Origin of the sequence: Actinosynnema sp. NPDC059335 (assembly GCF_042752395.1) — a bacterium.
GTDB lineage: Bacteria > Actinomycetota > Actinomycetes > Mycobacteriales > Pseudonocardiaceae > Actinosynnema.
The window spans coordinates 5,072-20,270 of sequence record NZ_JBHYXZ010000113.1 but is presented as its reverse complement, the minus strand read 5'-3'; the positions used below and the strand labels follow the sequence as shown (position 1 = coordinate 20,270).

The following is a 15,199-nucleotide window of genomic DNA, read 5'->3' as shown; positions in this document are numbered from 1 at the left end:
GGGTCTCCCTATTTTTTTTAAACCCACCGGCCGGAGGGCGTGAGATAAAACAAACCGCGCGCCCCCCCCCGGGGGGGGGGGGGCCCCGCGCCCCCCCCCCCCCCGCGGTGCGCGCGGGGAAGTCGGGAAGGAACGGGGAAGGTTGTGACCATGGCTCTGCCCTTGACCGGGGCGCAAACCGGTGTCTGGTTGGCCCAGCGGCTCGAGCCCGACAACCCCGTCTACAACGTGGCGTGGTACCTGGAGCTGCGCGGCCCGGTCGACCACGACCGGCTGCTCGCGGCGATCAGGGGGGTGCTCGCCGAGACCGGCGCGCTGCACGTCCGGTTCACCGAGGAGGGCCAGGTCCCGGTCCCGCCGACCACCGACGTGACGGTCCGGTCGTTCGACTCGCTCGCCGACGCGCGGGCGTGGATGGACGAGGACGTGGCGCGGCTGACCGACATCGCCGACGGCCCCCTGTTCCACCACGCGCTGCTGCGCGTCGCCGACGACCACGTGCTGTGGTACCAGCGCTACCACCACCTCGTGACCGACGCGTTCGGCTGCGTGCTGATGGCCCGCCGCGCCGGCGAGCTGTACGACGGGGCCGCCGAACCCCGGCCCAAGCCGGTCGAGGCGCTGGTCGAGGCCGACCTCGCCTACCGCGACTCGCCGGCGCGCGAGCGGGACCGGGCGTTCTGGCACGCCCGGATGGGCGACCGGCCGGAGCCGGTGCGGCTCGTGCCGCGGGCCGCGGGCCAGGTGCGCGACGTCGTGCGCCGCACCGTCGAGCTGCCGACCCCGTTGTCCTCGCGGCAGGTCTTCGCCGCGGTCGCCGCCTACACCCACCGCGTGACCGGCGCGTCCGACCTCGTGCTCGCCATGCCGGTGACCGGCCGGCGGGACGCGGTGAGCCGGTCCACGCCCGGCATGGCGTCCACCGTGCTGCCGCTGCGCGTCACCGTGCGGCCGGACGACACGATCACCGACCTGATCGCCGCCGTGGACCGCGAGATCCGCGAGGTCCTGCCGCACAGCGCCTACCGCGGCGAGGACCTGGCCCGCGAACTCGGCCTGCGCGACGGCATCCCCGAGCTGGTCGGGCCGACGGTCAACTACCTGGGCTTCGGCCGGGAGATGGGCTTCGCCGAGTTCGACCCCGTGTTCCACATGCTGTCGCTCGGCCCGGTCAACGACCTCACCACGTCGTTCCTCCAGCGCGCCGACGGCCGGCTGGTCGTCACGTTCGAGGCGAACGCCGCCGTCTGCACGCCCGACGAGCTGGCCGACCACCAGCGCCGGTTCCTGCGCGTGCTCGCCGCCGACCCCGACCTGCCGGTCGGCCTGATCGACCTGACCGACGAGGCGGAACGCGCCCGGCTGCTGGACCTCGGCACGTCCCCCCGCGCGGTGGACGAGGTGACCTGGCCCGGCGCGGTCGAGCGCCAGGCCGCGCTGCGCCCGGACGCCGTCGCGGTGGTGTGCGAGGACGTCTCGCTCACCTACGCCGAGCTGAACACTGCCGCCAACCGGCTCGCCCGCGCGCTGGTCGCGTCCGGCGTGGGCGCCGAGGACGTGGTCGGCGTGGCCCTGCCCCGTTCCGCCGACCTGGTGGTCGCGCTGCTCGCGGTGATGAAGGCGGGCGCGGCCTACCTGCCGCTGGACCTCGACCACCCGCGCGACCGGGTGGACTTCATGGTCGCCGACGCGGGCGCGCGGCTGGTGATCACGCCGGGGACCCGGTTCGACCTGCCCGACGACGGCTCCGACCTCGGCCTGGACATCGCGCTCGACCAGGCCGCCTACGTGATCTACACGTCCGGCTCGACCGGGCGGCCCAAGGGCGTCGTGGTCACGCACGAGGGCATCGGCAGCCTCATCGCGACCGCCGTCGACCGGATCGGCGTCACGCCCGACAGCCGGGTCGTGCAGTTCGCGTCCGTCGGGTTCGACGTGGCCGTGTGGGACCTGTGCATGTCGCTGGGCGTGGGCGGGCGCGTGATCGTCGTGCCGTCACACCGGCGGGTCGCGGGCGAGGAGCTGACCTCCTACGTCACCGCGCACGGCGCGACGCACATGATCCTGCCGCCGTCGCTGGTCGCCGCGCTGCCGCCGGAGTGCGAGCTGCCCGCGGGCGCGGTGCTCGTCGTGGGCACGGAGACCGTGCCGACCGAGCTGATCGCCCGGTGGGCGCGGCGGTTGCGCGTGGTCGCCGCGTACGGGCTCACCGAGGCCACCGTGAACTCGACGCTGTGGCCGGCGCGGGCGGACTGGACCGGGCCGGTGCCGATCGGCGCGCCCGACCCGAACACCCGCTGCTACGTGCTCGACTCGGCGTTGCGCCCGGTGCCGGTCGGCGTGGAGGGCGAGCTGTACGTCGGCGGGCGCGGGCTCGCGCGCGGCTACCGCGGGCAGGCGGCGCTGACCGCGTCCCGGTTCGTGGCCGACCCGTTCGGCGGGCCGGGGGCGCGCATGTACCGGACCGGCGACCGGGCCCGGTGGCGCGCCGACGGCAACCTCGACTTCCTGGGCCGGTCCGACGGCCAGGTGAAGATCCGCGGTTTCCGGATCGAGCCCGGCGAGGTGGAGAGCGCGCTCATGGCGTGCCCCGGTGTCGCGCAGGCCGCCGTGCTGGTGCGGGAGGACCACCGGCGGGTGAAGCGGCTCGTCGCCTACGTGGTCGGCTCGGCGTCGCCGGTGGACGCGCGCGAGCACGTCGCGGGCCTGCTGCCGGAGTACATGGTGCCGTCGGTGGTGGTGCCCCTGGAGGGGCGGCTGCCGGTGACGCCCAACGGGAAGCTGGACCGCGCCGCGCTGCCGGAACCGGACTGGACCGCACTCGGCGGCGACGCGCCGGCCACGAACCCCGTCGAGCGGACCCTGGTCGGCCTGGTCGAGGAGGTGCTCGGGCTGACGCCGGGCATCCACGACAACTTCTTCGAGCTGGGCGGCGACAGCATCGTCACGATGCGGCTGGTGTCGCGGGCGCGGCGGGCGGGCCTGGAGTTCACGCCGGCCGAGGTGTTCGAGCACCGGACCGTGGCCGGGCTGGCCCGCGTCGCCCGGGTGGCCGACGCGGGCGAGGTGGAGCTGGACGCGTTCTCGTCGGACGTGCTGCCGGTGTCGCCGTTGCAGGAGGGGTTCTTCTTCCACGCGCAGTACGACACCGACGACTCGTACGTGGTGCAGGAGGTGCTGGCGCTCCCGGTGGGTCGGGAGGACGTGCAGGGCCTGCTGGACCGGCACCCGTTGCTGCGCGCGGGTTTCCGGCAGACCGACCGCGGGCGCGTGGAGCAGGTGATCGCGGGGTCGTCGGAGCTGCCGTGGCGCGAGTACCCGGAGGCGGTGGACGTCGAGGACGTGCTGGCGCGGGAACGCGCCGAGCCGTTCGACCTCTCCCGGCCGCCGCTGATGCGCGCGGCGCGGCACGGCGGGCGGTTGGTGTTGACGCTGCACCACATCCTGCTGGACGGCTGGTCGGTCGGGCTGCTGCGGCGGGAGCTGCTCGGCGGTCGGGTCGAGCCGGTGGACCACCGGCGGTACTTCGCGTGGCTGGCGGGCCGGGACCGGGACGCGGCGCACGCCGCGTGGCGGGCCGCGCTGTCCGGTGTGGACGGACCGACGAAGGTCGCACCGGGGTTGTCCACAGGCGGCGTCGCGGGTCTGGGCCCCGCCGCCGCGGGCCGGCAGAATGAAAACAGGGGTCCCCTGGGCGGGGACGCCCGCGCAGCGTCGGCTTCGTCCGGTTCGGAGCGTTCGGCGGCGTTCGGGGGTCCGGCGTGGTCGGACCGGTCCGGGGCCCCGGACGCTCCCGGGCATTCGTCGGCGCCCTCGGAGGCGCCGGAGCGCGCCGGGGCGTCGGGATCTTCGGGGGGTTCGGCGTCCCCTGCCGGCTCGGCGACTGTGAGCCGTTCGGCGTCTGTGAACGGTTCGGCGTCTGTGAACGGTTCGGCGGCGTCCGAGCGTTCGGTGTCGTCCGAGCGTTCCGCGTTGCCGCTGTCCTCGGCATCCGACCCTTCCGCGTCGGCGGAGTTCCCCGGATCTGCCGGCCTTGCCCCTTCGGCGGACCCGTCGGCGGCCGGAATTGTCGGACCCCGCCGGCAGAATGAAAACAGGGGTTCCCTGGGCGGGGACGCCCGCGCAGCGTCGCCGCGGCACGGGCAGCACCGGGTGCGGTTGACCGCCGAGCTGAGCGCGGCGCTGGCCGGGGAGGCCCGGCGGCGCGGGCTGACGGTGAGCACGGTCCTGCACGGGGCCTGGGGGTTGCTGCTCGGCGGCCTCACGGGGCGCGCGGACGTCGTCTACGGCACGACCGTCGCGGGCCGCCCGGCCGAGGTGCCGGGCATCGAGAACGCGGTCGGCCTGTTCATCAACACCGTGCCGGTGCGCCAGCGCTGGCGCGGCGCGGACACCCTCGCCACCGTCTTCGCCGACCTCCAGCGCGAGCAGGCCCGGCTGCTGGACCACCAGCACCTCGGCCTCGCCGAGATCCAGCGCGTCACCGGCCACGGCGAGCTGTTCGACACGCTCGTGGTGGTCGAGAACTTCCCCGACCTGGTGGACGACGTCGAGATCCGCGACCGGGTCCACTACCCGCTGGCCCTCGTCGTGCTGCCCGGCGAGCGCCTCGAACTGCGCCTCAAGCACCGCCTCCCCGACGCCGACGTGGCCGGCCTGGCCGAACGGCTGGTCGCGCTGCTGACCGCGTTCGCCACCACCCCCGACCGGCCGGTCGCGAGCCTCGACCTCGTCTCCCCGGCCGAAGCGGACTGGCTCGCCGCGCTGAACGCCACCGCCGCCGACGTGCCGGAGGGCACGCTCGTCAGCCGGATCGCCGAGCAGACCGCCCGCACCCCGGACGCCGTCGCCGTCGTCCACGACGACGTCACCCTCACCTACGCCGAACTCGACCGGCGCGCCACCGCGCTGGCCCGCCGGCTGCGCGGCCACGACGTGGTCGCGGTCGCCGTGCCGCGCTCCGCCGAGCTGATGGTGGCGCTGCTGGGCGTGCTCAAGGCCGGCGCGGCCTACCTGCCGCTCGACCTCGACTACCCGGCCGAGCGCATCGACTTCATGCTCGCCGACTCGGGCGCGACGGCCGTCGTGCGGCCCGAGGACTGCCGGGACGACGACGCGCCCGACGTTGAGCTGCCCGCGCCGCACCCGGACCGCCCGGCCTACCTGATCTACACGTCCGGCTCCACCGGGCGACCCAAGGGCGTCCTGGTGACGCACCGCGCGATCGTCAACCGGCTGGCGTGGATGCAGCACGAGTACCGCCTGACCGCCGACGACCGCGTGCTGCAGAAGACCCCGTCCAGCTTCGACGTCTCCGTCTGGGAATTCTTCTGGGCGCTGTGCGAGGGCGCGGCCGTCGTCCTCGCCCGGCCCGACGGCCACCGCGACCCCGCCTACCTCGCCGACCTGGTCCGCCGCGAGCGGATCACCACGCTGCACTTCGTGCCGTCCATGCTGGCCGCGTTCCTCACCGTCCCCGAGGTGCGCGAGGACCCCGCGTGGGCGGCGAGCCTGCGCCGCGCGTTCAGCAGCGGCGAGGCGTTGACCGGCGACGTCGCGGCCCGCTGGCGCGACCTCACCGGCGTGCCGCTGCACAACCTGTACGGCCCCACCGAGGCCGCCGTGGACGTCACGTACTTCGAGTACGACGGCGCGCCGGACCCGGCCGTGCCCATCGGCCGCCCGGTGTGGAACACCCGGCTGCACGTGCTGGACCCGTTCCTGCGGCCCGTCCCGGCGAACGTGCCCGGCGAGCTGTACCTCGCGGGCGCGCAGCTCGCGCTGGGCTACCACGGCCGGTTCGCGCTCACCGCGGAGCGGTTCGTGGCCGACCCGTTCGGCCCGCCCGGCGCCCGCATGTACCGCACCGGCGACCTGGTCGTGCGCCGCCCCGACGGCGCGCTCGTCTACCTCGGCCGCACCGACCGGCAGGTCAAGGTGCGCGGCAACCGGATCGAGCCGGGCGAGATCGAGTCCGCGCTCGTCCGGCTGCCCGGCGTGGCACGGGCCGCGGTCATCGCCCGGGACGACCAGCTCCTCGCTTACGTGACGCCGGCCGAGGTCGACCTCGACGCCGTGCGCGCCGGGATCGCCGACGCGCTGCCCGCCGCGATGACGCCGCACGCCCTGGTCGCGCTGGCCGACTTCCCGCTCACCCCCAGCGGCAAGCTCGACCACGACGCGCTGCCCGCGCCGACCGTCCGCACGACCGCCCGCCGCGCGCCCCGCAACGACCGGGAACGCCTGCTGTGCCGGGTGATCGCCGACGTCCTCGGTGTGGCGGACCTCGGCGTGGACGACGACTTCTTCGTGCTCGGCGGCGACAGCATCACCTCGATCGCGGTGTCGACCCGGGCCCGCCGGCTGGGCATCGGGATCAGCCCCCGCGACGTGTTCGAGCACCGCACGGTCGCCGCGCTCGCCGCCGTCGAGGACGCCGACGACACCGCCGACGACGCGCCGCTGCTCGTGCTGACCGACGAGCAGCGCCGCGCGCTGCCCGAGGCGGAGGACGTGTGGCCGCTCTCGCCGTTGCAGGAGGGCCTGTACTTTCACTCCAGCTACGACACCGGCGCGCTCGACGTCTACCTCTCCCAGGAGACGATGGACTTCGCGGGCCGGCTCGACGTGGACCGGCTGCGCCGCGCCGGGGCCGCGCTCCTGGCCCGCAACCCCAGCCTGCGCGCCGGGTTCACCGGCGACGGCGTGCCCGCGCCGGTGCAGTTCATCGCCCCGGCCGCGGAGATCCCGCTGCGCGTGGTCGACGCCGACGACGCCGACGTGCCCGCGCTGCTGGCCGCCGACCGGCGCGAGCGGTTCGACCTGGCCGTGCCGCCGCTGTGCCGGTTCCTGCTGCTGCGGCTGCCCGACGGCCGCGACCGGCTCGTGGTCACCCACCACCTCATCCTGTGGGACGGCTGGTCGGCGTGGCTGTTCCTGGAGCAGCTGCTGGAGCTGTACCGCGACCCGGACGTCGAGCTGCCGCCGCCCGGCTCCTACCGCGACTACCTGGCGTGGCTGGCGCGGCAGGACCACGACGCCGCGCTGCGGGCGTGGCGCACCGCCCTGTCCGGCCTGCGCGAGCCGACCCTGGTCGCGCCCGCCGACCGGTCGCGGGAGCCGGTCATCCCGGCCGAGCTGCACCACGAGCTGACCGAAGGGCTGACCGACCGGCTCCGCGAGCGGGCCCGGCGGCACGGGCTGACCGCCAACGCCGTGTTCACCGCCGCCTGGGCGATGGTGCTGGCGGGCCAGGTCGGCCGCGACGACGTGGTGTTCGGCACCGCCGTCGCGGGCCGCCCGGTCGAGGTGGCCGGCGTGGAGCACGTCATCGGCATGTTCCTCAACACCATCCCCACCCGGATCGCGCTCGACCCCCGCGAGACCGTGCTGGACCTGCTGCGGCGCGTGCAGGCCGAGCGGACCGCGCTCATGTCCTACGAGCACGTCGGCCTCGGCGAACTCCAGCGGGAGGCCGGGCACCGGCAGCTGTTCGACACGCTGTTCGTGCTGCGCACCGGCGACGGCGACGACCGCCAGGGCGAGCTGGCCGAACGGCACGGCGTGCTGGACGTGTCCAACGTGGACGGCACGCACTTCCCGCTGACGCTGATCGTCACGCCGGGCGCGCGCACCCGCGTCACGCTCGCGTCCCGGCCGGACGTCTTCACCGCCGACGCCGCCGAGGCCCTGCTCGCCCGCTACACCACCGTGCTGCGCCGGCTGGTCGACGCGCCGGACGCGCTCGTCGGCACGATCGACGTGCTGCCCGACCACGAACGGCGGGCGTTGGCGGCCGGGTGGGACGCGAGCGCCGCCCCGATGGTCGAGGACACCATCGCCGACCTGCTCGCCGCCCAGGCCCGCCGCACCCCCGACGCGACCGCGCTCGTGTTCGGCGACCGGCGGCTCACCTACGCCGAGCTGCAGGGCCGGATCGACGCCCTGGCGCGGCTGCTGATCGACCGCGGCGCGGGACCGGAACGGGTGGTCGCGCTGGCGTTGCCGCGCACCACCGAGATGGTGGTGGCGTTGTTCGCGGTCCTGCGCACCGGGGCCGCCTACCTGCCGCTGGACCTCGACCACCCGGCCGACCGGCTGCTGGGCATGATCTCCGACGCCGATCCGCTGTGCGTGCTGTCCACCACGGCGGTGGGGCTGGTGCCGGACGCGCTGTGCCTGGACGAGCTGGACCTGGAGCGCACGCCGGACACCGGCGAGTGGCCGCGGTTCTCCTTGGAGCACCCCGCGTACGTCATCTACACCTCCGGCTCGACCGGCCGGCCCAAGGGCGTCGTCACGCCGTACCGCGGCCTGACCAACATGCAGCTCAACCACCAGCAGGCGATCTTCGAGCCCGCCATCGCCGCGGCGGGCGGGCGGCGGCTGCGCATCGCGCACACCGTGTCGTTCGCGTTCGACATGTCCTGGGAAGAGCTGCTGTGGCTGGTCGAGGGCCACGAGGTGCACGTGTGCGACGAGGAGCTGCGCCGCGACGCGGCCGCCCTGGTGGCGTACTGCGACGAGCACCTGATCGACGTGGTCAACGTGACCCCGACCTACGCGCAGCTCCTCATCGAGGAGGGACTGCTGGAGGGCCACGTGCCCGCGCTGGTGCTGCTCGGCGGCGAGGCCGTGCCCGAGTCGGTGTGGCAGCGGCTGCGCGAGACGCCCGGCACGTACGGCTACAACCTCTACGGGCCGACCGAGTACACGATCAACACGCTCGGCGCGTCCACCGGGGACAGCGGCACGGCGACCGTGGGCAAGGCCATCCGGAACACGCGGGCGTACGTGCTGGACGCGCACCTGCGGCCGGCGCCGCCCGGCGCGCCCGGCGAGCTGTACATCGCGGGCGTCGGCCTGGCCCGCGGCTACCACGACCGGTTCGGGCTGACCGCCGAGCGGTTCGTCGCCGACCCGTACGGCCCGCCCGGCGGCCGCATGTACCGCACGGGCGACCTGGTGCGGGCGCGGCCGGACGGCAACCTCGACTTCCTCGGCCGCACCGACGACCAGGTCAAGATCCGCGGCTACCGGGTCGAGCCGGGCGAGGTGGAGAACGCGCTGGCCTCGCGGCCGGGCGTGACGCACGCGGCGGTCGTCGTGGACGCGGGCCCCGGCGGCGTGAAGCGGCTGATCGCGTACGTGGTGTCCGACGTCGACCCGGCGGTGCTGCGGGACGAGCTGAAGACCCGCCTGCCCGACTACATGGTGCCCGCCGCGATCGTGCCGGTGGACGCGGTGCCGCTCACCGTGAACGGCAAGCTCGACGTGCGCGCCCTGCCCGCGCCCGCGATCACCGCCGCCGCGTCCTCGCGGGCCGCCGCGACCCGCGAGGAGGAGGTCCTGTGCGGGCTGTTCGCCGACGTGCTGGGCGTGCCGTCGGTGGGCGTGGACGACGACTTCTTCGACCTCGGCGGCCACTCGCTGCTCGCCACCCGGCTGATCAGCCGGGCCCGGTCGGCGCTCGGCGTCGACCTCGCGATCCGCGACCTGTTCGACGCGCCGACCGTCGCCGGGCTGGCGTCGCGGGCGGGCGGCGGGACGGTCCGGCCGCCGCTGGTCCGCGTGGACCGGCCGGCCGAGCTGCCGCTGTCGTCGGCGCAGCAGCGGCTGTGGCTGATCCAGCAGATGGAGGGCACGTCCGCCGCGTACAACTTCCCCCTGGTGTTCACCCTGCACGGCGCCCTGGACGTGCCGGCGTTCACCGCCGCCGTCGGCGACGTGGTGGACCGGCACGAGGCGCTGCGGACCGTGTTCGGCGAGCACGAGGGCGTGCCGTTCCAGCGGGTGCTGCACGACGTGACGCCCGTGGTGGTGGTGCGCGACGCGACCCCGGACGACGTGCCCGGCATCGTGCGCGACGAGGTCGGGCGGCCGTTCGACCTGCGCGCCGAGCTGCCGCTGCGGGTCACGGTCGCGGCCCTGTCGCCGGACGAGCACCTGATCGTCGTCCTGCTGCACCACATCACCACCGACGAGTGGTCCGACCGGCCGTTCCTGCGCGACCTGGCGACCGCGTACCGGGCGCGGCGGGCCGGTGCCGCGCCGGCGTGGACGCCGCTGCCCGTGCAGTACGCGGACTACACCGTGTGGCAGCGCGACGTGCTGGACGTCGTCGGCGAGGAGCAGCTGGCGTTCTGGGAGACGGCGCTGGCCGGCGTGCCGGAGGAGCTGGAGCTGCCGGTGGACCGGCCGCGCCCGGCCCGGCCCACGTTCCGCGGCGCGGACCTGGAGGTGGCGTTCCGGCCGGAGACCGTCGCCGCGCTGCGGGCGCTGGCGCAGGCGTCCGGCGCGTCGATGTTCATGGTGTTGCAGGCCGCGGTCGCGGCGCTGCTGGGCCGGCTCGGCGCGGGCGAGGACATCCCGCTGGGCGCGCCGATCGCGGGCCGCACCGACGAGGCGCTGGACGACCTGGTCGGCTTCTTCGTCAACACCCTGGTGCTGCGGGCCGACCTGTCCGGCGACCCGACGTTCGCCGAACTGGTGGCGCGGGTGAAGGAGACGTCGCTGGCCGCGTTCTCGCACCAGGACGTGCCGTTCGAGGCGGTGGTGGACCGGCTCAACCCGGCCCGGTCGGCGGCGCGCAACCCGCTGTTCCAGGTGATGGTCGGCTACCACGCCCGGGGCGGCGACGCGGCGGCGTTCGACGGCCTGCCGGTGACGTGGGTCGGCCACGAGACCACCACCGCGAAGTTCGACCTGGTGTTCAGCTTCACCGAGGTCGTCGACGGGCCGGTGACGTGCCGGCTCGAGTACGCCACCGACCTGTTCGACCGGGTGACCGCCGAACGCCTCGGCGCGCGGCTGGCCGCGCTGGCGGACGCCGTGGCGGCCGCCCCGTCCGCGCCGGTGGGCGCGGTGGACCTGCTCGCGCCCGACGAGCGCCGGCGCGTGGTGGACGAGTTCAACCGGACCGCGCGGGACGTGCCGGAGGAGACGTTCACCGGGCTGTTCGCCCGGTGCGTGGCCGAGCGGCCCCACGCGGTCGCCGTGGTGGACCGCGCCCGGTCGGTCGACTACGCGTGGCTCGACGGCCGGTCCGACCGCATCGCCCGGCTGCTCGCGGACCGCGGCGTCGGCCCCGAGTCGGTGGTCGGCGTCGCCGTGCCCAAGTCGGCGGACATGGTCGCCACCGTGCTGGCCGTCCTCAAGCTCGGCGCGGCCTACCTCCCGCTCGACCTGTCCCACCCGGCCGACCGGATCGCCTACATGATCCGCGACTCCGCCGCCACGCTCGTGGTGACGACGCAGGCCGCGCCCGTCCCCGACGTCGCCCCGGTCCTGCTGCTGGACTCGGACGCCGCGCGCGACGAACTCGCGGCCGCGGACGGGCCGTACGCGCACCGCGGACCGCGCTCGCTCGACTCGGCGATGTACGTCATCTACACGTCGGGCTCGACGGGCCGCCCCAAGGGCGTGGTGGTGCCGCACGAGGGCATCGCGAGCCTGGCCGCCACCGCGCTGGACCGGATGGACCTGACCGCCGAGAGCCGCGTGCTCCAGTTCGCCTCGGTCGGCTTCGACGTGGCGGTGTTCGAGCTGACCATGGCGCTGTGCGTGGGCGGGCGGCTGGTGTTCGCCCCGGACGAGGCGCGCGTCGCCGGCCCGGCGCTGACCGATTTCCTGCGCGACCGCCGGATCACCCACATGATCCTGCCGCCGTCGTTGGTGTCGGCGCTGCCCGCCGACTGCGAGCTGCCGCCGGGCTCGACCGTCCTCGTCGGCACCGAGACCGTGCCGCCGGACGTGATCGGCCGCTGGGCGGGCCGGCTGCGCCTGCACGCCGCGTACGGCCTCACCGAGGCCACGGTCAACTCGACCCTGTGGCGGGCCGTGCCGGGGTGGGACACCGCGGTGCCCATCGGCGTCCCCGACCCGAACACGACCGTGTACGTGCTGGACGACCGGCTGCGGCCGGTGCCGCCCGGCGTGGTCGGCGAGCTGTACGTGTCCGGCCGGGGCCTGGCCCGCGGGTACGTCGGCCAACCCGCGCTGACCGCGTCGCGGTTCGTCGCCTCGCCGTTCGGGCCGCCCGGCGCGCGCATGTACCGCACCGGCGACCGGGCCCGGTGGCGCGCCGACGGCAACCTGGACTTCCTCGGCCGCGTCGACACGCAGGTCAAGATCCGGGGCTTCCGGATCGAGCCGGGCGAGATCGAGGCCGCCCTGGCCCGGCACCCGGCCGTCGCGCAGGCGGCCGTGGTCGTGGACCGCACGGCGGACGTGACCAGGCTCGTGGCGTACGTGGTGGGCCGCACGGACGACGACCTGCGGGCGTTCGTCGCCGAACGGCTCCCCGAGTACATGGTCCCGGCGACGGTGGTGTTCCTGGACGGGCCGCTGCCGCTCACCCCGAACGGCAAGCTCGACCGCCGCGCCCTGCCGCGCCCCGACTGGTCCGCGCTGACCGGCGACGACCGGCCGGTGACGCCCGAGCAGAAGGCGATCGCGGAGCTGTTCGCCGAGCTGCTGGGCGTGTCGCCGGGCATCCACGACAACTTCTTCGCCCTGGGCGGGCACTCGATGGCGTCCATGCGGCTGGTGGGCCGCATCCGGTCGGTGTTCGGCGTGGACCTCGCGCTGCGCGACGTGTTCGACTCGCCCACCGTGGCCGGGCTGGCGGGGCGGCTCACCGGGGCGAGTTCGGCCCGGCCGCCGCTGCGCCGGTTCGACCGGCCGGTGGACCTGCCGCTCGCGCCCGTGCAGCGGGGCCGGACGACCCTGGTGTGGGACCACGCGCTGGCGTTGCGCGCCCGCACCCCGTTCGACGTGCCGGCGCTGACCGCGGCCTACGCGGACGTGGTCGAGCGGCACGAGCCGCTGCGCACGGTGCCCGACGGGGACGTGCAACGCGCCGTGCCCGCCGCGCCGCTGGAGGTCGTGCCGGTGGCGGCGCTGGACGAGGCGCTGCGCGCGTTCGCCGCCGAACCCGTGCCGGCCGACCGGCCGCCGTTCCGCGGCAGGCTGCTGGTGGACGACCGCGACGGCGCGCAGGCGCTGCTGCTCACCATGGGCTACCTCGCGGTGGACGAGTGGTCGGTCGTGCCGCTGTTCCGCGACCTCCGACGCGCCTACGCGGCCCGGCGGCGCGGCGAGGCCCCGACGTGGGACGACCTGCCGGTCACCTACGCCGACTACACCCTGTGGTCCCTGGAGGTCGTGGAGGCGGTGAGGGAGGAGCAGCGCGCGTTCTGGCGCGACGCGCTGCGCGACCTGCCCGTCCTCGACCTGCCCTACCGGGGCGACCGGGTCGCCGCCGACCGCCACCCCGCCGACGTGGTCCCGTTCGAGCTGCCGGCGTCGCTGCACGCGGCCGTCGACCGGTTGGCGGCCCGCACCGGCACCAGCATGTTCATGGTGGTGCAGGCGGCCGTGGCCGCCGCGCTGACCCCGTACGGCACGGACCTGCCGATCGGCGCGCTGGTGGCCGGGCGGACCGAGGAGGCGCTGGCCGACCTGGTCGGCGGGTTCTTCAACCGGGTCGTGCTGCGCACCGACACCGCGGGCGACCCCGGCTACACCGAGCTGCTGGCCCGGATCCGGGCCGCCGACCTGGCCGCCTTCGAGCACGCCGACGTGCCGGTGCCCGTGACGCCGCAGGTCCTGATCGTGCACCACGAGAAGGCGGACCTGGCGGCCCTGGAAGGCGACGCGGGCACGCTGGAAGCCGTGCCGACCGGCACCACTCCGGCCGAGCTGACCGTCAGCTTCTACGAACCGCGCGACGACGGCCCCGTGCCGTGCTACCTGGTCTACGCCACCGACCTGTTCACCCGCGACACCGCCCGACGCCTCGCCGACTCGGTGCTGGAGCACCTGCACCGCGCGACGACCGACCCCGACCGGAGGATCCAGCCGTGACGAACCCGTTCGACGACCCCGAAGGCCGCTTCCACGTCCTGGTCAACGACGAGGGCCAGCACTCGCTGTGGCCGTCGTTCGCCGACGTCCCGGCCGGCTGGACGTCCGCGTTCGGCCCCGACACCCGCGACGCGTGCGTCGCCTACGTGGAGGAGCACTGGACCGACCTGCGCCCGCTGAGCCTGCGCTGAGGTCACTCCTCCACCAGGGTGCGCAGCAGTTGCCGTGCGTCGTCGCGGAACACCTCGCTCCACCGGGCGAGGTTCCGCGCGGCGCGCACCCGGACGTGTTCGGGCACCGCTTCGTCGAACGCCACCTCGCGCGCCGCGATGACGGCGGATTCCCGCTGCTCTCGATGGTTGGCGACGAGTGCTTCGGCACTGCGCACCCGCGCCACCGGTGGGAGGTCGCGATCCCGTGTCATCGCGCGTAACGGCTGCGTGGCCGCCAACGGCGTGATGGCCGCAATCGCTTTCCACACCCGCAGCCGGTGCAGTGGGTTCTCCACCGCCGACAACTCGTGGAGGATCGCCAACGCCGCGGACCGCCTGCTCCGCGCCGCCTCGGCCAGCACCTGGCCGGCACGCACCCGGCTCGTCGTCGGCAACGTGGTGTCGACGGCCATCGCGTGCGCGATCTCGGCGGCGTGGGCACGGCCAAGAGCGCCGAACCGCAAGAGGTCCGACACCGCCGCACACCGCAAGGCGGGTCGTTGGTCGTTGTCGGACGCGATCCAGCGGAGCAGTTCGGCCCCCTTGGCGCGGTCCTCCGGTCGGTAGTCGATCAGCCTCATGGCGGCGAGCCGTCGAACGGCAGGGGGCGTGCGTTCGTCGTCGCGCAGGGCGCGGACACCGTCCAACCCGTCAACGTGGCGGAGTCGGACCAGCGCGTCGAGCCGCCGCCGTGATGAAGTCCGGTCGTCCGACACCACCTGGCGCAGGAAGTCCAGCACTCCGGTCGGCAGCACCTTCACGAGGTCGATGATCAGCGCGACAGCCCTGAACCTGGCGTTCAGGGTTTCCGCCTCGTCCTCCACCACACCGACGGCTCTGGCCATCACCTCACGTCGGTACGACGTGCCGCAGTCGGCCAGTGCCCGCCAGGCACTGAACCGGACTCTGTGATGCAGGGCCAAGCGGGTCAGGGTGCCCACCGCTTCCGGTACGGGCCGGGTCGCCGCGCCGACCATGGCGATCGCCGCCGCGACCCGGTCGGCCGCAGTCCACTCGATCGTGGGGGGTGAAGCACCGCCCCCGCCGGGTTGTACACACCCCCACCCCCCGCCCAGCGGTCGCCCACAGACGCCCCCCCCCCCCCGCGGGGGGGGGGCGGA

3 protein-coding genes are annotated in these 15,199 nt (G+C 75.0%); 2 read left to right on the top strand and 1 reads right to left on the bottom strand.

What is annotated here, in order from left to right; genetic code table 11:
* The first annotated feature begins 150 nt into the window (after window positions 1–150).
* Window positions 151–13,866 (top strand): amino acid adenylation domain-containing protein, encoded by a 13,716-nt coding sequence (locus tag ACFXGA_RS28700; RefSeq protein ID WP_378093113.1) that lies wholly within the window; start codon window positions 151–153, stop codon window positions 13,864–13,866.
* A complete protein-coding gene (locus ACFXGA_RS28695) occupies window positions 13,863–14,057 on the top strand; it encodes an MbtH family protein (RefSeq protein ID WP_378093111.1) in 195 nt (64 codons plus the stop codon). The genes ACFXGA_RS28700 and ACFXGA_RS28695 overlap by 4 nt, the downstream gene beginning before the upstream one ends.
* A gap of 2 nt (window positions 14,058–14,059) precedes the next feature.
* Here the strand turns inward: ACFXGA_RS28695 and ACFXGA_RS28690 are convergent, their stop codons facing one another.
* A complete protein-coding gene (locus ACFXGA_RS28690) occupies window positions 14,060–14,923 on the bottom strand; it encodes a hypothetical protein (protein WP_378093110.1) in 864 nt (287 codons plus the stop codon).
* Window positions 14,924–15,199 lie beyond the last annotated feature (276 nt).